This is a genomic window from Scytonema sp. HK-05 (genome assembly GCF_963872035.1).
Classification (GTDB): Bacteria; Cyanobacteriota; Cyanobacteriia; order Cyanobacteriales; family Nostocaceae; genus Kalymmatonema.
The window spans coordinates 1-19510 of the sequence record NZ_CAWMYC010000105.1 but is presented as its reverse complement, the minus strand read 5'-3'; the positions used below and the strand labels follow the sequence as shown (position 1 = coordinate 19510).

At 47.8% G+C, this 19510-nt stretch carries 14 protein-coding genes and 3 pseudogenes; 7 read left to right on the top strand and 10 right to left on the bottom strand.

The features are described from left to right. Positions 1–335 precede the first annotated feature (335 nt). Together AACT52_RS19375 and srmL are read left to right on the top strand one after the other, a co-directional pair. Positions 336–566 (top strand): hypothetical protein, encoded by a 231-nt coding sequence (locus AACT52_RS19375; protein ID WP_233153999.1) that lies wholly within the window; start codon positions 336–338, stop codon positions 564–566. Beyond that, positions 481–1377, top strand: coding sequence for a PheS-related mystery ligase SrmL (srmL, locus tag AACT52_RS19370; protein WP_443216660.1), 897 nt, complete (start codon positions 481–483; stop codon positions 1375–1377). The genes AACT52_RS19375 and srmL overlap by 86 nt, the downstream gene beginning before the upstream one ends. A 137-nt stretch (positions 1378–1514) precedes the next feature. On the opposite strand, the pseudogene AACT52_RS19365 reads toward srmL, so the two are convergent. The 6 genes and pseudogenes from AACT52_RS19365 to AACT52_RS19340 form a co-directional block, all read right to left on the bottom strand. Beyond that, positions 1515–1661 (bottom strand): annotated as a pseudogene (locus tag AACT52_RS19365) (aldehyde dehydrogenase family protein); the annotation flags it as partial. A 384-nt stretch (positions 1662–2045) separates the two neighbouring features. Then, positions 2046–2252: pseudogene (locus AACT52_RS19360) on the bottom strand (aldehyde dehydrogenase family protein); the annotation flags it as partial. Then, complete coding sequence (gene asnB / locus AACT52_RS19355) at positions 2240–4174, bottom strand: asparagine synthase (glutamine-hydrolyzing) (RefSeq protein ID WP_073632926.1); 1935 nt, start codon at positions 4172–4174, stop codon at positions 2240–2242. The pseudogene AACT52_RS19360 and the gene asnB, both read right to left, overlap by 13 nt. A 3-nt stretch (positions 4175–4177) precedes the next feature. After that, a complete protein-coding gene (locus tag AACT52_RS19350; RefSeq protein WP_073632925.1) occupies positions 4178–5614 on the bottom strand; it encodes a carotenoid oxygenase family protein in 1437 nt (478 codons plus the stop codon). Between the two features lie 75 nt (positions 5615–5689). Then, positions 5690–12526 (bottom strand): type I polyketide synthase, encoded by a 6837-nt coding sequence (locus AACT52_RS19345; protein ID WP_073632924.1) that lies wholly within the window; start codon positions 12524–12526, stop codon positions 5690–5692. Positions 12527–12572: 46 nt separating this feature from the next. Beyond that, on the bottom strand, positions 12573–12911 hold the full coding sequence (locus AACT52_RS19340) for an SAM-dependent methyltransferase (protein WP_073632923.1): 339 nt from the start codon (positions 12909–12911) through the stop codon (positions 12573–12575). A 488-nt stretch (positions 12912–13399) separates the two neighbouring features. Between AACT52_RS19340 and AACT52_RS19335 the strand changes: the two are divergent. Then, positions 13400–13543: pseudogene (locus tag AACT52_RS19335) on the top strand (transposase family protein); the annotation flags it as partial. Here AACT52_RS19335 and AACT52_RS19330 read toward each other — a convergent pair. Beyond that, positions 13484–14854: an FGGY-family carbohydrate kinase gene (locus AACT52_RS19330; RefSeq protein ID WP_083630413.1), complete on the bottom strand. Its 1371-nt coding sequence runs from the start codon at positions 14852–14854 to the stop codon at positions 13484–13486. The pseudogene AACT52_RS19335 and the gene AACT52_RS19330 sit on opposite strands and share 60 nt — an antisense overlap. Before the next feature lie 189 nt (positions 14855–15043). Here AACT52_RS19330 and psaM point away from each other — a divergent pair, with 189 nt between their 5' ends. Then, positions 15044–15136 (top strand): photosystem I reaction center subunit XII, encoded by a 93-nt coding sequence (gene psaM / locus AACT52_RS19325; RefSeq protein ID WP_414586289.1) that lies wholly within the window; start codon positions 15044–15046, stop codon positions 15134–15136. A gap of 242 nt (positions 15137–15378) precedes the next feature. Continuing rightward, positions 15379–15774 (top strand): slr1601 family putative cell division protein, encoded by a 396-nt coding sequence (locus AACT52_RS19320; RefSeq protein WP_073632922.1) that lies wholly within the window; start codon positions 15379–15381, stop codon positions 15772–15774. 200 nt (positions 15775–15974) lie between these two features. Here AACT52_RS19320 and AACT52_RS19315 read toward each other — a convergent pair whose 3' ends face one another. Beyond that, positions 15975–16700 (bottom strand): tetratricopeptide repeat protein, encoded by a 726-nt coding sequence (locus AACT52_RS19315; RefSeq protein ID WP_073632921.1) that lies wholly within the window; start codon positions 16698–16700, stop codon positions 15975–15977. Positions 16701–17142: 442 nt separating this feature from the next. Between AACT52_RS19315 and AACT52_RS19310 the strand changes: the two genes are divergently transcribed. Then, the gene (locus AACT52_RS19310; RefSeq protein WP_073632920.1) at positions 17143–17607 is read left to right on the top strand and encodes a hypothetical protein; all 465 of its coding nucleotides are present in this window, start codon (positions 17143–17145) and stop codon (positions 17605–17607) included. 107 nt (positions 17608–17714) lie between these two features. Next, positions 17715–18272: a glutathione S-transferase family protein gene (locus tag AACT52_RS19305; RefSeq protein ID WP_073632919.1), complete on the top strand. Its 558-nt coding sequence runs from the start codon at positions 17715–17717 to the stop codon at positions 18270–18272. A 307-nt stretch (positions 18273–18579) separates the two neighbouring features. Here the strand turns inward: AACT52_RS19305 and AACT52_RS19300 are convergent, their stop codons facing one another. Together AACT52_RS19300 and AACT52_RS19295 are read right to left on the bottom strand one after the other, a co-directional pair. Continuing rightward, positions 18580–18849 (bottom strand): zinc ribbon domain-containing protein, encoded by a 270-nt coding sequence (locus tag AACT52_RS19300; RefSeq protein WP_198940957.1) that lies wholly within the window; start codon positions 18847–18849, stop codon positions 18580–18582. A gap of 449 nt (positions 18850–19298) precedes the next feature. Further along, on the bottom strand, positions 19299–19510 hold a 212-nt coding region (locus AACT52_RS19295), incomplete at its 5' end, for a hypothetical protein (RefSeq protein ID WP_233153997.1).

Sequence of the window (19510 nt, the reverse complement as noted above, 5' to 3'; positions counted from 1 at the left end):
CCCTCCTGCAGCGCTGGTTCACCGCACGGAAGTGTCCTCCTCTGCGCCTCTGCGGTTCATTAAACGCCGAAAATCACCCAAACAGGTGAATCAACAACGTGAAGTGCACACTCAATAACAAATCGTACCCTGCATACTCGCCGTGATATTTTTTAGGCAAAGACACCAAGTTAATCTTTACGTCTTTGCGCGAAATTATCCGAAATCGTAGTCAAGGAACTGTAGTTAATACTAAAGAGATTGCGCTATCATCTCTATGTATTACAATAGTAATATAAAATCACCACAAACAAAGAGAGGCAAAAAATGAACCATCGGGACTTCTAAAACCGGACTTGACGAACCCGGCTAATGGCATTCATGCTATAAATCTTATCGTCTACAAAATAGCCGAGTCACTTCAAGCTTCCGGATATCCAGAACCAACAATTTGGCGTTCTTCGCCTATCACCACAGTCGCAAACAACTTCGACAAACTTTATTTCCCTTCAGACAGTTTGTCGCGATCTGCCGAAGGCAGCAGCGAAGCTATCGCCAAAATACACCCGCTACCTCAGCGACGGTAAACTACTCAGAACTCACACCACCGCCATCATGCCAGATTTACTCCCTAAGTTGCAGGGAGAACAACTTATCGTCCACCCTGGTATCTGCTATCGCCGGGATGTAGTGGATAAACGCCATGTAGGTGAACCCCACCAAATGGACATATGGCTGATGAGCGAGCATCAGCATCTCGGTAGAGAAGCTTTGGTTAAATTCATCAAAACCATCATCCATGCAATTCTTCCTGGTGTATCCTATCACCTGAATGAAACCTCACACCCATACACCTGTAATGGTTTAGAAATTGAGGTTTTAGTAGATAACAAATGGATTGAAGTCGGAGAATGTGGCGAAGCTCATCCTGGTTTATTAAAACCAGGTTACAGCGGTTTGGCATCTGGTTGGGGGTTAGACCGTTTGGTGATGCTGATTAAGGGAATGGATGATATTCGCTTACTGCGAAGCACAAATCCCAAAATTGCGGCGCAGATGACTCACCTAGAAACTTATCACCCAGTCTCAAATCAACCCAGCATCAGCCGGGATATGTCCATTGTCACCGGAATAGATACCGAGTTGGAGGATATCTGTGAACAAATAGTAGAAGTGTTAGGAGATGAGGCTGAACTACTGGAGTCAGTAGATATCTTAGGCGAAACCCAATATCACCAACTTCCCCAACAGGCGATTGAACGCTTGGGTATGCAACCGTATCAGAAGAATCTGCTGGTGCGAATGACTCTCCAGAGTCTACACATATCCATCACAAATCAAAAAGCCAATATCTTAAGGGAATCAGTTTACCAGAAAATCCATCAGGGCAACGGATAATTTAACAAATCTAACGGATAAGTTATCTGTGGATCTCACAAATAAACTATCCGTTATATAGCAGTCCCTTGAGGATTCGTGAACAAACAAGATCCCCGACTTCTTTAAGAAGTCGGGGATTTGAAAGAGGTCAATTTTCACAAATGAAATAGGATTGCTATAGTTTTATCTACTAAAAGATAGTCAGGGGCGATGCAAGTTTGACCAGCATTAATAAACTTGCCCCAAGTAATCCTTCTGGCGGTGTGTTCGACGTTGATGTCACAATCTACAATACAAGGACTCTTCCCGCCGCTTCTAAAAACCTACGCATATCTGGGGATTAGTCCGTAAATATGGGCAAGCTCAACTCCACGGTATAAGTTCGCTCGATTAGAAGCGCTTTTCAGCTTGGTTCCCTTGCTTCGTAGCTCAGGTTCTTTGACCACTAATCCCCAGTTAGAGATACTGAAACGAATTTCAATACGAGACTTAAAAAATATTCAATTTTTAATAATTAGTTTGTGCCAAGTGTTTCTAGGGTTTCACGCCAAGTAAGCTTTTGCATCCCGTACTAATCAAACGTTGATTGATTATACAACAACAAACGTACAGTTTCCGCATTCCGATGGGCAATAATTCAGACATCTGCCTAGATATGCACAAAATTAACCGAGCAGCATCCAAGCCAATTCAAGAGTAACTGGTGTCAGATGTTTTGCCGCTGCCTCCATGACAATTTTGCCAATCGCTGTTCCGCCAGTAAAAAAGATGTGGTCAAACTTTTCTGCCAACAGTTTTTGGCTGGTTTCCACACCTCCTTCTACCACAGCAATATAAGCTGGGTCGAAATGGCTTGTAGCGAAAAACCGCAACTGGTCAGTTAAATTGTTGGTGCTGTAAGTCCGAACCGTTCTTGAAGAATACAAGCGCTCAACAACCTCATCAAGATAAAGTCAATTGAAGTGCGTGTAGTATCATCCATCTCAGGCAGCTCGTCTAGCAGTGCGATAACTGCTGCTTGGTTGTAAAAGGGCAATGATGCCATAGTTGAGCCGCGCAGCGTGTCTTGGATCAGTTCGTGCAATCGCTCATTCGGTTTAAAGGTAGAAGGCGGAGCAAGGAACGGGTGCTTTTGACGGTGGTAAACCGTGTCCGTCAGGAAGGGACGTGCCGCTTCTCGCAACACATATTTCTCGGTCATGCCGCGAATTTTCAGCGAAACCGGCATTTTACACACTAGCTCAACGACATGGTGATCGAGAAATGGCAAACGCCCTTCCACAGAGTGCGCCATTTCCACGCTGTCGCTCAGCATTCTGAGAATGTAGTGCAGAAAAATTGATTTAGACCACAAATAGAGGGATTGATGCACTGGTGAGCGCCCAGCAAGTTGCCCCTGCACATCGAATTGATTTAAAAAGATGCGATAGGCGTCCCGGTGTGCAAACTTCGCGGCAAATTCAGGCGCGTAGAGAGGGCAGACCTTAATACTGGTCGCTGAATTGGCTTCTATCCATGTGGGCACAAAACCTAACGTCCGTTTTATACTTGCCAACGACATCGCTGCGCCGTCAGGTAGCATGAAGCCGGAAGAGACTGCATTGTTGCGCTGTAATGACAATAACTGCTGTACAGTATCTTCGTCTTGCCGTTGTGTGTTGTAGAGCAACATATCCCGGCGTAAATGGGGATAGCCTCCAAATATTTCGTCGGCACCTTCACCAGTCAGCACAACTTTGTAGCCAGCCTCACGCACAGCCTTACTCATTAGGTATTTGGCAGCACTAGAGGCGTTGTTGAAAAGTACCTCACCATGCCAAACTGCGTCAGCAAAATTGTCGGCAAGGTCAGATTGGCTCACCGGAATGATTTGGTGATTTGCCCCGGTTCGCGTTGCTGTCTCGCGAGCGATCGCTTCTTCGTCATAGGCTGCATCGTCAAACGAGATGGTAAACGCACGAATTGGTTCAGAAGTGTGCGTTGCCGCTATGCCCAACAAGGCAGACGAATCGAGTCCGCCACTGAGATAGCAACCAACTGGCACATCAGCCCGTAAGCGCAGTCGAACCGCCTCGTCCAATGTGTACCGAAGTTTTTCAATGTATTCGCTTTCGGTATATTCAGGAAGCGGATCGTCGGTGCGGGGGTAATTAAAATCCCAGTAGCTAATCAGTTGAGTGTGGTAGCGCGAAGCAAGCAGGAAGTAACCGGGGGGCACCTGATACACGCCTTGAAAAAACGTGCGCTGTTGGTCGAACGAGACGTTGCTGGCTTGAAAAAAGGACTCGGGATCCCATTGGGCGGGCACACCGGCTGCTAACAATGCCTTGACTTCGGATGCCACATAGAGGGTATCGTTAATTACTGTGTAGTACAGTGGCTTGATGCCAAAGCGATCGCGAGCGGCAAACAGAAGCTCGTTTCGTTCGTCCCAGAGTACAAAGGCGAATTCCCCACGCAGATGATGCAAGCATTGTGTACCGAATTCGTTGTACAGGTGGAGGGCTATCTCACTATCAGAATTGGTACTCAGTCGGTAACCCCATCGTTTCAAGTCACGCTGCGTTTGTTCAAAGTCATAAAACTCGCCGTTAACAACAATATGCAGATTTTCGTCTTCGTTAGCAATCGGCTGATCCCCAGTTCTCAGGTCGATAATGCCGAGTCTGGCGTGACCTAATCCTACTCGTCGATGGGGGGCAACCCAAGACTTCTGTCCGTCTGGTCCTCGATGGTGTAAGCTAGCAGTCGCTCGCTTCAACGAGTCCTCTGAAATGGTTTCGTGTTTTGAGAACAATGCCACAATTCCACACATAAATTAGGCCTCCGTTTTCCAAGTGCCATGAAAACCAAAGGGAACGGTACTGGGTAATGCCAGCCTGCAAATAGGTTCGGCGTCAAGATGAGCGGCGTCAAATATCCAAACCTCACTTTTGTCGCGATCGCCATCAAACACCACGGTCAAAACCCAACCCTGTTCCGGATTGGACGCGTCTCTTACATAAATGGGTTCTACCGGATAACAGTTTTCACCCAAGTTTGCTTCCATGAGCCTTCCGGTTTCATGGTCGAAACGACCGATCGTACCCCATAAATCGTGCTTAAAATTAGCCCCTGACCGATATAACAATAAATAGGTAAAGCGCGAAGCTTGTCCCACCTGCTCGGAAGCGACAGTAGGGAACTCGCAGCCGCGATCGAGGACTTCATACATCTCGGTTATCTTGCCTGTTTGCGGGTTAAGGCGCAGCTGCCACAGGGTGCCTTTGGCTGCTGTCTGGGTCTGACCTGTTGGTATTTCCCTAAAATACTGATGGCTGCGAAAATCCTCGTAGCGCACAACGTCCACTACCACAGTTCCACTAGCATCTAGGTAACCATTGCTAAAATGCCACTGGAACCACGGCTGGGCTTCTCCACGACTGACCACCTCCAGAGTGGCTCGATCAATGACCAAAATCTGCGTGCCCTTGTTTGGCACCCAGGAAAACGAGTCACTAAAGCTTTTCTGCTTTGCCATGAAAGGCAATGGATTCATCCGCAGGGGAGGAATGAAAAACACCAAATACCTGCCCGCCAGGACAAAATCATGAAAAAACGGCAGACCATCGAGGGCGATCGCGGCTTGTTGCAGAATCTGTCCGGTGCGATCACTCTTGAAGAGATTCAACACCCCTTCTTTGCCGTAGGTAATTCCATAGTTATAAATTTCTCCCGTTTCCGGGTCGCGCTTGGGATGGGCGGAATAGGCGGAGCTAGCCTTTAGCTTTCCTAATGTATCGAGTCCAAAAGTATTTAAAGTCTGTAAATCAAGCGCATGAGGTGGTCCCCCTTCCCACATAGCTAAGAGCTTATCTGGCAATGCTATCACAGAAGTGTTCGCAGCATTCTTCAACTCCATACCGAACCGTTTCCACATGTCTCCTGGTGCCGTCATGCCATAGCCCCCGAAGATCAGCTTTCCAGCTTTTTCTTCCGCTTGGTATCCTACCGTTTGCACGTAGCGATAGACCCCAGTGGCTTCTTGATCTCTCAAATGCACTGCTAGAACTGCCCCATCCCCATCAATCCAATGGTTCATTCGCTGTCCCCCGCGCTCGAATCGTGCTGGTCCATTGCGATAGAGAGTACCACGCAATCCTGTGGGTATGGCACCGGAAAGAATGCGTAGTGGCGTCGGTCCAAACTCAGTTGGAGGATGGGCGAATGCCTTTGCCCAAGCTTTAGCTTGAGTTGGTTGAGTCGAGAAAACCATCAAAGACGCTCCTTTTTGTGTAATAGACTTTTTACAAAAGTCCGTGCGGAAGTGGGTATGAACCCACTCTCCCCCTCACTTTTGTACGACGCAGGCGACCATTCGTTCTGGTCCTCGGGACAGTTGCAGTGGAAAGGTCAGGACTTGCAGCCGCTGGTTATCAACTATACCGCTGAATAAGACGGTGTCAGCTTTGCATAAGCTAATTTCGAGGCTAATTTCAGAGCCGTTGATTGCTTTACGCAATGCCTCCACGGCTGTCCAGATCCGAGTTCCGGCTCTGGCTAGGGTATCTGTATTGTCCAGGAGTTGCTTCAAAATTGGCTCGTGTACATTGCTCAACAAGCCAGTCCATTGCAACAGCGTTCGTTGTACAACCCGTTCAATATCACAGCCTTGTGGTCCTGGTCCAACAACACAAACACAGACTTGATTGTCGTGGGAGAGGGAAACATCCAAATCCAGTCCCTCCACCGACTCAAGTACTGGTTTTCCAGACTCGCTCCACCTGAATTGAACCATTACGCTAACATCATCGCTACTGTTTAGAGCTAGGCTGGCTGCCTTATATAAAAGAGGCAGTTCACGCTGGTGCCGTTCCTCTTTGGGCAGCAAATGTAAACCTGGAAGATGAGCCAACGATATTTTCGGAGCGTTCAAGTTGAATTGCTCAGCTTGCTCGTTCAGTTTACGGCGCAGAATTGTTTCATCCCGCGGGCTGGGAGCGACGATTTCTTCAGCGGTCGGATTATCCTCACGATGTTCCAAAAGCCGTGTCACATAACCGTTAAGCCTTTCGGTGATGTACCCGTCATCATCAATCGCAAATACAGTGCTGCTGTACTCACTCTCGTTACGCGTTTGAGGAGTCATGACTCCGACACGCATTCCAGAGAAACCGCTGTGGCGTTGATAGATTTCAATGCTATCAATCCGCACAGGTAAACACAAATCTTTCGGAATCACAACTTGAGCAGATTGGAGCAGCGCGTCCCTAAAATAGGGGTCTCCAAGTAGTAAGGGCATTGCTTTTTCATCGGAAAAGCCGTTCTTACCTGCGGAGGATTCGGCACGTATTTGGGCACCGAATACAAATTTATTAGACTCAAGGCTGTAAATATGTTGTAGACGCTGGAACAGCGGACCTTGAAACAGTAGCCAGGTGTAGAGATCCTCCTGTGGCTGAATATCGAGAGGAGCTTCTGGGAGCTTGATATCCTCCTTTGGAGGGTTGTTTTCGATTCCTAGGACAAAGGTGGCTGAGAAATGATCGATAGCGAACCCTGTTTGCTCTGTTCTGATTGATGCACATACCCGCCGCACTGAGTCTTCAGACTCTCGCTCGATGACTTCCGCATGAATTTCAATGTCCACTCCTTTGTCTTTTGAGACGACGATGGGACGTTCAAGGCGGATGTCTTCAATGCGAAGGGCTTCTAAGGTATGCTCACCCGTTGCATAGGCAACTGCTTGAGCCATAGCTTCTAAGCCGAACACGGTTGGGAACAGGTATGACCCCTTGTAGACGTGATCCCGCAGGTATAAATCCCGCTCAAGGCTGAGGTGCGATCGCGCCACAACCTCTACGCCTGATTCGTTGACAAGAATCTGCTCAAGAAACCTTGACGCGGCTGGAAGTGCATACGGGGGTGGGTTCCAGGTATCGAAGCCTTGCATATCTAGCGCGGCTTTTGTGTACATCGCAGCTACGACCACAACTTGAACATCGCCTGGATCGTTTTTGGTTAGCCGCAAAAATCGACGTACACCCTCATCTTTAGGAATTGCGCCTATACCCATCTTCTCGAGACTCCGCACACTTCCCATCCGCGCACCCATTCCGACCTCATCCCAAACACTGTATGCGACGGAAACAACAGCGGTTTGCGGGTGTTGAGCTTTAAAGCCGCGTAGAATCAAATCCATAGCTTCATTAGAGAAGGCATACCAAGCATTGCGTTGCATTCCTGTAACGCCGATGACTGACGAAAGAGCAGCAAAAAGCTTCAGTGGTGTACCTTGAAGCGCATGATACAAGTTCATGACGCCTTTGAGCTTAGGGCTGACTTCATCAAACGCCGATGCTGTAGATACCTGCTCCGCACGTCTTGGCCAGTTGAGGGCGGCTCCATGAACTACGCCTGTGATTTCGCCTAGCTCTTGTCGTATTCGTTGAATCACAGTCATTACTGAGTCGAAGTCGGAAACGTCGCATGTGTAGTACTCACAAGTCAACCCAAGAGACCTGAAGCGTTCAAGAGTACGCGCTGTTTCTGTAGTCCCGCGTCCTTCTTCTTTTGGGTGCGGTGAACGACCGACAAGCGCCAGGCGAGCGCCTGTATCCTGAGCTATGGCGATCGCACACTCTGCGGTGATACCCTTGGCTCCACCTGTTACAATAATTACATCGCTAGACGACCATCTAATATTGCGGCTGTGATAAAGAGCGGGTTCTTGCAGGCATGGTCTGGGAACACGACGGAGCAGTTGTGTATCATAGCCTACAGCAGTGTAGCCATCCTGAGTGGAGACTTCAGTGAGTACGCGTTCCGCCAGCAAGGCTGGATTTACCTCCGGCGAGAAATCGATGACGCGAACTTTCAGATCAGGTCGCTCGAGATGGATGGTGGCTGCAAAAGAAACGGCGCAGCATTGCTGCATATCGGCTATCTGTGGCTGTGTTCCGAAATATCCCCCGCCAAATTGGACATAAGCCACCGTCGTACGCTTACCTGCTTTTCGCTCTGCTGATGGTATGGCTGCCAAACTGTTTAACCGCCCAATCGCATCGAGCAGACGAGCCTCTGGCGACAACTCGCTACTTGGTATACGGGGTAGCACAGCAATGAAGTGGGTAAAATCAGTGCTTTCCGTCAGTGCGCTAAGACGTGCTTCGGCAAAGGAGACGGCTTCAACTTTAGCCCCTTGATCGTGGAGTTGGTCGTACAACGCCTGTGCGATGTTTAGGTTGCTTTCTTCACAGAGGATGAGTACGTTCGCAGTTTGCCAATTTTCCTGAACATATCCTTCTTTTGGAACTGATGGCAATTCCTCGACCATAGCCCGGACGATAAAGTCACGCACCAGGGTCTTTCGTTTTACCTCTTTTATCACTCCTGGCACGATACCGTTTCTATTTCCGGCTGGCTCGCTCTTGACAGTTGACCCATTCACTGTGGTCTGTGTCGGTGCAGCAGCGACTTCACTGATGGTGCCGCTACTATCTGCCATGACTGCACGAATCGCCTCGGCAATCTCCTGGATTTTGGCGTTGGCTAAAGACGCTGGGTCGATCTTCGCTGCTACACCAAATTCGGAGGCGCTGGCTGCTATCACTTCACCCGCTTTGATTGAATCCAGGTTGAGATCGTCAAGTAGTCGGGTTTCTGGCGTGATGCTCTGTGGTGTGAATCCTGTTTGTTGAGCAATCAGGTTCACGAGGAAGTCCTCGATACTACCTGTTTTGTCCCGGCTAATAACATTGTGCGTTGCCGCAACTTCACTGATAGTGCCGCTACTATCTGCCATGACTGCACGAATCGCCTCGGCAATCTCTTGGATTTTGGCGTTGGCTAGAGACGCTGGGTCGATCTTCGCTGCTACACCAAATTCGGAGGCGGTGGTTGCTATCACTTCACCTGCTTTGATTGAATCCAGGTTGAGATCGTCAAGTAGTCGGGTTTCTGGTGTGATGCTCTGTGGTGTGAATCCTGTTTGTTGAGCAATCAGGTTCACGAGGATGTCCTCAATACTATCGGTTTTGTCCTGGCTGGCAATAACACCCTGTGTTGCCGCAGGCTTAGGCACTTCAGGAGTAGAAGTAGGGGACACAAAAACTGGTGCCTTCCCTGTGCCATTGCTACCAATGGGAGAAGTGGAAAGCAGCGGCAAAGTTTGCAAGTCCGCTCGAATTATCTCTGTCAGAAACCCCGCACGCCGAGAAATGTAATCAGACAGTACCGCCCACGGAACCTGAGTCTGTTCGGTGAGCATTGAATGAAGCGAGGTTTCGGACGCTCCAAGGGCAGGAGATACGCTCGTCTTAGACACCTGGAACGGCCTTTCCAAGGGGTTTTCGATGAACATACGTTTTGATGCTGGGACAAAGGGACGCACAAGACGACCCTCGTACAGGGCTTCCCACTTGATTTCACAGCCGTGGACAAACAGGGCGGCTAGCATCGTGTTCAAATCCCGGTCAAGTCCGGCTTTCGATTCAACAGGAAAACACTTTGGCTGTTCTGAACCAACAATATCGCGCACCAAACCGGAAAGCACTTTGCCAGGACCTACCTCTACTAGCAAATCGCTCTTCTGCACCAGCGTTTTCACTAGAGAGATGAAATCTACTTGTGCGACTACTTGATTTGCAAAGTGTTCACGCAGTCGAAGTCCCTGTGCTGGTTGCCGCCCGTCCAAACTTGAAAATAGGGCAAAAGGTGTCTCTAAGAGCGTTTCTGGTACCAGTTCGTACTGGCTCAGATGCTTGGCGGCTGCAGAGACTAGTTGAGAATGAAAGCCATTGGAAACCGGAAGCCGACGCGTTTGGATTCCGGAAGCTGTGGCAAGTTCAATCACCTGCTCAATACTCGCCTGCTCTCCAGAAATCACCATCTGCTTTGGGCTATTGATGTTTGCTAGGACGGCGTAGCCACTGACTTGCTTTAACAGTGTTTCGGCTGTTTGTTGCGAGCAACCGAGACTTGCCATAGCGCCTTGGCTATTGCCGTTTACGGATGCGGACATAGCCTGTCCTCGAACCGCTGCTAGACGTAGGAGAGCCTCCTCGTCAAAGGCACCTGCTGCGTGAAAAGCAGTTAGCTCTCCCAGGCTATGACCACCCACAGCAGTTGGCTTGACCCCGAGACGATTGAGGTAACGCATCCAAAGAAGCGAAGCAAGGCAGATGGCTGGCTGAGCAACTTCGGTTTGTGCCAGTGTCCTCGACCACCCTTCAACTTGCTCTCTATTAATAGCGCGGTCTACTGGACGGTAAATGAATTCACTCACTCCTTGGCAACCAACAGAGCGCAGCCAGCCATCCGCCTGCTCCACCAGTTCCCGTGCCCAGCTAAAGCGCTCTACAAGAAATCGCGCCATATTTAACTGCTGGGAACCCTGTCCAGGAAACAGAAAGCCGACTTGGTTCTGCCGAACAGCATTCCCAACCCAGACTTCTTTCTCTTGAGAGATGACTACCTCTCCTTTAGCAGGGGGTGTTTCACGCACCAATTTTTCCAGCAGGCTGAGACGTTCAATCAGCTCCTTAGGTGTACCCGCAATCACCGTTGCTCGAACAGGCATTTGCGGTTCTAGTTCGCGGGTAAGGTGCAAAGCCAGATCGGTAAGTTCGCACACGCTCAACCCGGACGCAATACTCATCACAGCCGCAGTGCGTTGCAGCAAAGCAGAAACGGATGCGGCACTGAGCACGAATATCTCCGTTTCTTGGTTGGAAACCAGCAAAGACCGCTCCTCAATCGACGGTTTGAAGTGAGCAGCTGGAGCATCGCCAGATTCAAGAGTCACGTGGCAATTAATTCCACCGAATCCCATTGCAGAAACGCCTGCACGCAGGGTCTCCGTCGGGCTGCGAATTTGTCCTTGCAGGATCGGGTAAAGACACTGGGCGGAACTCTCAAATACTGCGTTTGGCTCCTTGCAGCCAGCTACCGGGGGCAAAACACGACGGTTGACAGCCATAACCGCTTTAATGAAAGCTCCTATACCAGCCGCCGCTTTGGTATGACCGACGAGGGATTTGAAGGAGGTGACACCGCACGAGCGAGGACTTGGCTCATCAGAACTCATTGCCAAGGCAATTGCTTCGAGTTCGGTGCGATCGCCCACAGGTGTGCCGGTGCCGTGTCCCTCAATGAAGTCGAGTTCGCACGGACTGTAAGGAGCTCGCTCATACGCACGGCGTAAAGCTTTCGCCTGCCCTTGGCGGCTCGGGGCTGTCAGTCCACCTTTTCCATCAGATGAGATTCCCCACCCATTCAACACGGCGTACACATAGTTACCGTCAGCGCGAGCATCCTCTAAACGCTTAAGAACAACAAACCCACATCCCTCTCCTGGAATAAAGCCACTCGCCTTACGGTCGTAAACTGTCATATCTCCAGCAGTTAGGGCACCGGTCTTGGCAAAACCAATCAATTCAAAAGTGTCCAGACTGATATCGACGCCCCCAGCAAGGGCAAGGTCGAGGTCGCCGTTGGTCAGAGCGTTAGCAGCAGTGGCTACGGCAATCAGTGATGAAGAACAAGCTCCATCCACTGTGTAACCGCCACCGTCAAAGTTGAAGAAGTTGCAGATTCTGCCTGCGATCGTGTTGGAAAGATTGCCTGAAAGCGTGTCCTCGGTAATTGGTGAAAATACAGACTTGTAATACTCCTCCATAGTCTCTGCTAGGGAGGTGACAACTTGCGACGGTAGACCCTTTGCCTCGGCTGCAGCAATCAATGCACGCCGGACATACGGCCAGCGCAGTCGAACGTTAGTAGAGCGCGAAAACTCTCCTGTCATAGTGTTTCCGAGCAACACGCCAGTACCTTCAGTCGCAACACTTTCACGTGTGTACCCAGCATCCTCTAAAGCCTTAGTCGCGACTTCTAAAGCCACCCAGTGGGCAATATCTGCTGTTTCAATCACCGTTTTGGGAATGCGTTTACTGGCCCAGTCGAACTCAAACCCATCAATCACCGCCATCCGAGATCCGTAGGTTTTGTCTGGCACTGTAGGATCTGGATCTTGATAGTCAGAAAGCGGCAACCGCTGATCTGGCGTTCGCCGGAACTGTTGCCGCCTCGCCAATATGTTTTCCCAGAGTTGCCGTAAATCGCTTGCCCCTGGATACAAGCAGCCCATTCCAATAATTGCAATACCTGGGGTAGATGCTTTGGTTTGCATGACAGTGTTTTTTCTGATTTAATTTACAGATAACTGGTTGAAAGGCTTATGTCACAGGTTTTTCAAACATACCGCCCATCATCAATTCAGGCGCTGTGGTTGGATTCATATAAATGGGCACTGACGTTTCCGGTAGGCGAGTGTGAAGATAGCCTTGGGTAGGAATTCCCCTCGCCAGACCGATATAGTGATTCAAGCCTGCCGCCACCAACTGCTCAACGGCGAAATAGACAAACAAACGGTTGAGGCGCATCCATCTTGGCAGTATCGCTGCAAGCTGTGTGAACTGGTCGGCAGCTATGCTGTCTATCTCAAAGTTGTGGTTGCCGCCTAAAAGGTAGTTGTTAATGCGACTGACGCTAGGCTTGGTTGTCTCGATGTCCATTTCGCTCTCCGTTAACAGAGTTGTGCTCAGAAGAGAGGTTTGGCACTACAGAAACGATTCTGTGCGCTTATAGACCAGGGACTGTTACCTTAGTATAATTACTAATAGTGTTGGCAAACTTAAAATTAATATAAATCATATACTCAGCTAAAATGCGGTTGCCATGAATAATATTTTGATAACCTTGTCATTTCTTTCGATCTTGTTTTTGTAGAGTCTGATCCACCAGCACCTTACCCACAGCGCACAATATCCATACCCACCAGCACCGACCTATCCAACGGATCTCGGCTACTACGCCAGGGCAAATACATCTAAATGTGCTTGACAAATTATTATTTATCTGGATAAAAAATGGGATAATCGTGTGTCGTAAACTATCTGACTCTCCAAACAGGGCGATCGCTTCCTTTAGAGAATCGATAATGGTGGTATTGTTCAGAAAGACTCTTTAAAGCAAGAAAAACCACCGTATAGAGCAAGTTCCTCTGAAACTGAAGCCGAAAATTACGATTCCAGACCACTTTGCTGATTTGGAAGATCCCAGAGTAGAGCGCACAAAACAGCATAAATTAATTGATATAATCACTATCGCCATCTGTCCTGTCATTTGTGGAGCAGATAGTTGGGTTCATCCTCCCTATCTCCCCACCTACTCCTCTGCGTCCTCTGCGCCTGGTGCGGTTGATTTCTCCCACCCCCCTCATCGCCAACAACGCCGTCCCATACGCCGCCTGTGTATTCACAGGACGCACCACAGGAACCTGCAAATACCGCACTCTAATCTCACTCCAAGTGTCATTCGCCGCACCACCACCAGCAGTATAAACGCGGGTTAATTGGTCTGCTCCGAATTCCTGTAACAATTCATATCCTCGTGCTTCTATCCGAGCAATGCTTTCCAGCAACCCATGCAAAAATTCCACGTCATTATTCGGACGCGGTTGCAATCGCGGCGCTAGATTTGCGTCATTAATCGGAAAGCGTTCCCCAGGCTTCAACAACGGATAATAATCCAACTCGCTGACTTTTGACCCATCAATCTCACGACTCAAGCTTTCTAACTCAGCATGAGTGAAAAATTGCCCTAGCACAGCACCCCCAGTATTGGAAGCACCCCCAGTCAACCATAAATCCCCCAGGCGATGGCTGTAAATCCCGTATTTCGCATCTTCCACACGGGTGCGACTCAACAGTTTCAGCACCAGCGTTGAACCAAGGGAAGTCACTGCTTCACCAGGGAATTGCGCACCACTGGCGAGAAAAGCTGCAATACTATCAGTTGTTCCAGCACATACATAGCAATCTCGATGCAAACCGAACTGAGACGCAATCTCAGGGCGTAATCCAGCAATAAAAGTTCCAGGGGTTACTACTTTAGGTAGATGAATTCTTACTTGCATCTTTTCTAACCACTCTGGGTATATGAATTTTTCTACGTCATAACCCAGCTTTAAAGCATTGTGGTAGTCACTAACACCTAATTGTCCATGTAGGAGAAATGCCAGCCAGTCAGCTTGATGCAGAAAATATCGGGCTTGAGCAAAAGATGGTAATTGCGACATCCACAGAAGTTTGGCAAGGCTAGAAGTTGCGCTTAATACAGTATGATTTGGAGGCGCTATGCTTCTCAAGTGCTCTATCACCGCCGCTCCTCGTGCATCGTTGTACAGCAGTGGTACATCCACAGGTTTACCAGCATCATCGCACAGCAGAACCGTGGAAGATGTGCCGTTGATTGCGATCGCCCTCATTTCGCCCCGCAATTGTTGAGGAATTTGCTCAAGCAGGCTAAACAAAGCTGTTTTCCAACAACTTGCTAAGTCCGAAACTTCTGACATTTCAAAGGGATAACGCGCTTGGGCTTGAATACAAGCTTGCTCGTCAATCACCACAGCCCTTGCACCTGACGTGCCAAAGTCTATGCCCAAATAAGAATCCATATTTTTATAAATTTTTCTAATAACTCATAACTAATGATGAGCGATTGTTGCATCTTGTAACAACCTATTCCCCAATCTTGGCAAAACAAGGAAAAGTAGTAAACGAGCTATTCAAAATCTGGTGATATTGGGAGGTTTCAAATCATGTCTATGTTAGATACTCTGTACCTCGCTCAGGTGACAACTTCGATCTCAGATACTCAAGTGTACATCGCTCTTGTTGTGGCGCTGATTCCAGGCGTTCTTGCTTGGCGGTTGGCAACAGCGCTTTACAATTCGTAACACCTCGAAGAGCTAATAAACCTGGCAGTCCGGAGTGCAGTTCAAAAGACAGTTGCGGCTTAGTGTCGTAATTTGTTGTAAACCGCACACGTAGTCATGCCAGGTTTATTTTTTTCAACAAAGAATCTCAGTGTACCAAGTCCGAAAAAATGAAGTAATATGACAGCTAAATAAAACCACAATTAGTGCAGCTACGCTTTTTGTGGTGCGTCCGCTCATTCAGCGAGGTTCTTTTTATCACTATGAACGCCTTTCAACCCTCTAGACCCCCGCTACAACCTATACAAAAGCGTCGAGCCACCCCTCGACCAAAGCGGCGTCTTCGCCAACGCTCTTATCAAGTGATGGCAGTGGAAACTACGGCAAAAATAGCGGTTAATCTTGTCATTTCAACAGCAGCAATATCCGCTCTGATACAACTTTTGCCTGAGCATTGGTCACAGCAAGATAAGTTACGAGCGATCAGCATTGATGTCAAGCAAATGCAAGAACGTGTGGATAAGTTGCAGGCAGAATTTAGCCGTAGCTTTGATCCGCGCCAAGCTAAGATAATTATGCAAGAACAGGGCTATCGATTTGACCCTAACCAGCGTCAAATCGTGTTCCCAAAGGATGCTACAGTTGAACAAGCACAATAAAACTCATTCCTTATTGCGTAGTTATTACCCCGTAAATAAATTGCGAAGATGGCAACAAAGATAATAGCTAATAGTGAATAGCTAGTAGCTCAGTTTTTAGGAGCTATATAGTTATCATCTATTAGCCATTGATGGTTATCAGGATGTTTCTGACTTTGCATTTCATGGATACGCCATGCATAGGGCAATGAGTGCAAAATCTACCAGTTAAGATGCTGTGGACGCAGCAATTCATCTAACCAATTCTCAACTTGTAAACGCAAGCGCAAACCTGGATCTTCGCTGTTTAAGCTAACAGAAGGCAGTTGAGTTAGGGCGCGACGATAATCAGCGATCGCGCAATTCCAATCGCCCCAAATATGATAAGTTCTACCTCGTTCTGCTATAATATGCCCTTCTAATTGACCAAAAAGCAGAGCCACCTCAAAATTCTCAATTGCCTCTTCGTATTGCCCCAAGTCGCGTAAGGTAATGCCTCGGTTAATCCATGCCCTAACGTGGCTGGGATTCAAATCTAATGCCCGATCATAATCAGCGATCGCTGCTAGCAATTCTCCACACGCTGCATAGTAGTTCGCTCGATTGTTATAGGCGCTGGCTAATTTCGGATTAAGTTCCAACGCTGTGTTATAATCACAAAATGCTTTTTGCGTTTCGCCACTTTGAAAATAAATTAGCCCTCGATTGTTGTAATCAATAGCATTGTGGGGATGACGATGAATTAATTGGCTCAATAATGCGATCGCCTCAATGTAGTTTCCTTGCTGAGCCTTTGTTAGAGCACGAGAGCGCAAGTAGCTGTCTCCCAAAGCAGGTTTGCTGCTACCGTTAGCCCCTTGCTGTTGTAGTACGTTTGTATTGTTAAAGGCAAATGGGTTGCGGTGATTTTGCTTGTCACCAAAGGATAAAAATGAGTGACTGTTCATATATTCCTACCTGAGCTGCTTGCTCTGTGAGATCAACTTATAGGGTTCCCCGTTCTTGTGGTTTTCTAACTGTGTCACTTGTTAAGGTGGCTATGAGTACTTGGGCATAAGCATTGTAGCTAAATGCAGCCAAAGGTAATTTGTGATCTATGCCTACAAAAGCCATATAGCACTTTGAGTCCCACCAAATGAAGACACACTATACCCAATAGATGCTTCAATCTAATAATTGATACGTCTTCCCCAAGTCGAATTCCAGAAATAGCAAATATCAATCTCATAGAGTATTTAAGTAGTGTGAGCTACAAGTTGATAAAATGCCAAAAAGCCCTTGTTGTTAAAGAACTCAGAATTCAGCTGTCAGAACACAGAAAAATAAAGATATTGTGAAGACTTTCGGAATTCTGAATTGTATTTTTTGAAGTTTTGAGAAATTTTTCTTATGGTAAGTGTCACTTCTTATCCCAATGCTCCTGATTTAGCCGCCGACGACTACATCGTCATCGGCTTAGCGACTTGCTTTGTCAAAGAAGACGGAGAAGTTCATCAAGTCGAAGTTATAGAACCTATTCCCTCTGCGTCCTTGGAAACGCTCGTTAAGGGTATTTCTACCTCCTTTAAGTTCGCTTGTGCCACGACTTTGGGTTCTGTAGTGGAGGAAGACAAACTTCAAATTCCGGCTGGTTTTCCGCAAACGGCTCAGTTTTGTGATGATTTTGTGGAACGGGCGATCGCCGCTGCTCGCACCTACAAGCGCCGTGAAGCTGCTAAATCTCTGATTCCTCTTGGCGCAACTTATACTGAGTTTAAATATTCTACTGAACGCAAGCGAGTGCTAAATGCTTCCCGAGTTGTCACAAAGGAAGACAACGTTAAACAGCATTCGCATACTCATAAAGTTCTTTAATCGGTCATCAGTTATCAGTCATGATTTATATGTCTCATAAATTCCTATAAAAATACCATATAATTACTGGTAACTGTTGACTGTTTTTTATCACCAATTGAGTCAGTATGTTGAAGCTTTACGGCGGTGTACGTAGTCGCGCATCAATTGTCCAGTGGTATTTAGAAGAACTGGGAGTTCCCTACGAATTTGTCAAACTGGATATGCAGGCGGGTGAACACCGCCAGCCTGAGTACTTGGCAATTAACCCAATAGGAAAAGTTCCGGCGATCGTTGATGGTGATTTGCAACTTTGGGAATCTGGGGCAATTTTGCTGTATCTTGCCGAGAAGTATGGCAAAGTTACGTCCTCCCCAGAGAAACGCGCGGAATTAGCTCAATGGGTGTTGTTTGCCAATGCAACCCTCGGACCAGGAATTTTTGCAGAAGCAAGCCGGGAGCGAGAATTGCCCCTCTTGATGACTGCTTTAAATGAAATTTTTGGGCGTCAATCTTTCTTGTTAGGCAATGAATTCACAGTTGCTGACGTAGCTGTAGGCTCTATTTTATCTTACATTCCCATCTTGCTCAAGCTAGACCTGAGTTCCTACCCAGCGGTATTGAACTACATGAAGCAGATGTCTGAGCGTCCGGCTTTTCAAAAGAGCATTGGCGGACGCCGTTGATCAAGTGGTAGGCAATACCCACTATTCGACTGATTGCTCTATGTGTTTGTAATAACTAGGCTAGGCAGTATGCCTGCCCTAAAGCGGGTTGCGAGAAATCTGGGCTTCGCATCTGGTACAATAAACGCCTAACACCGCGCAAATTGCGTAAGGGCTGGAGATGGTAGAAGAGAGGACGTTTCGAGTGTGATTGTACCTGTGATGCCGCTAATCGAATACACGTGAAGTACCTACACCGACAGCCGCGGTACGGTGTAGGCTTCCGGCGTCATTGACAAATGCCTTTCCACGTTGCGGTTTATTGGTCTTACTCTGCCTCGGCACGGCAATAACGGGGTTCCCTCCGCCCTAACAGTAATATCCGAATTCCTTCATTTGTGATGTTCAATGCTGCATTACCATCACGGTCATGATGAGTATTACACTTGGGACAATCCCATTGACGAATATCGAGCGTTAACTCATCAACGATATGACCGCAACATGAACAGGTTTTGGAACTGGGAAAGAATCTTCCTATTTCTACAAGTTGTCCCTCTTTGAGTTTCAACTTGTAGTCTAGAAAATTGATAAACATCCCCCAACCCACATCGGATATTGACGCGTGACAGCTTCCGGTTCCGTACCATCCCCTTCACATTGAGATTTTCTACAATGATGATTTGGCTTTGATCTACCAGCTTTCTACGCGCGTTTATGCAGAAAGTCTTGGCGGGAATTTGATACTCGTTTATGAACAAGAGCTACTAGTTTTCTGTACTTGTTTTTTGAATTACTTTCTTGTACAGACGCGCCATGGCGCGTCTCTACACGGGCAAACTTCTTCTGCTTACGCGCTAGATTTTTCTCATGACGCTTAAGATGTTTTGGATTTGAGTATTTGATAACTTCAATTAACGTTTTTGTCAAGACTAATTAAGATGCGTTTGCCCTGGCTGTAATACTGGTTGTTTTTGACATACTCCCCACCCCTTAGGCATGGGGATTCTAGGCTCAAACAGCGATTGCGGACAAGGTCGGGTTGGGTCACAACGATTGAAAAATCTGCCGAGCCTCCGGAAAAATCGCCCATGTATAAATACTCCTGCATGCCTCCAAAATCTCAGGTTTGGGCGATTTTTCCGCCCAGATCGTTGGCGCTAAACCAACGCGCTTAGTAATGAGGCACCGCAGTTTTTCCGGTTTTAACGTCTTTCGCGAAATTCCCCATCCGCCTGTGCGGTGGGGATGGATAGCGA

Bases quoted from the DNA above. Each gene is read 5' to 3' on its own strand.
- asnB (WP_073632926.1), bottom strand. From the start codon at position 4,174: ATGTGTGGAATTGTGGCATTGTTCTCAAAACACGAAACCATTTCAGAG.
- AACT52_RS19350 (WP_073632925.1), bottom strand. From the start codon at position 5,614: ATGGTTTTCTCGACTCAACCAACTCAAGCTAAAGCTTGGGCAAAGGCA.
- AACT52_RS19345 (WP_073632924.1), bottom strand. From the start codon at position 12,526: ATGCAAACCAAAGCATCTACCCCAGGTATTGCAATTATTGGAATGGGC.
- AACT52_RS19340 (WP_073632923.1), bottom strand. From the start codon at position 12,911: ATGGACATCGAGACAACCAAGCCTAGCGTCAGTCGCATTAACAACTAC.
- AACT52_RS19330 (WP_083630413.1), bottom strand. From the start codon at position 14,854: ATGGATTCTTATTTGGGCATAGACTTTGGCACGTCAGGTGCAAGGGCT.
- AACT52_RS19320 (WP_073632922.1), top strand. From the start codon at position 15,379: ATGAACGCCTTTCAACCCTCTAGACCCCCGCTACAACCTATACAAAAG.
- AACT52_RS19315 (WP_073632921.1), bottom strand. From the start codon at position 16,700: ATGAACAGTCACTCATTTTTATCCTTTGGTGACAAGCAAAATCACCGC.
- AACT52_RS19310 (WP_073632920.1), top strand. From the start codon at position 17,143: ATGGTAAGTGTCACTTCTTATCCCAATGCTCCTGATTTAGCCGCCGAC.
- AACT52_RS19305 (WP_073632919.1), top strand. From the start codon at position 17,715: ATGTTGAAGCTTTACGGCGGTGTACGTAGTCGCGCATCAATTGTCCAG.
- AACT52_RS19300 (WP_198940957.1), bottom strand. From the start codon at position 18,849: ATGTTTATCAATTTTCTAGACTACAAGTTGAAACTCAAAGAGGGACAA.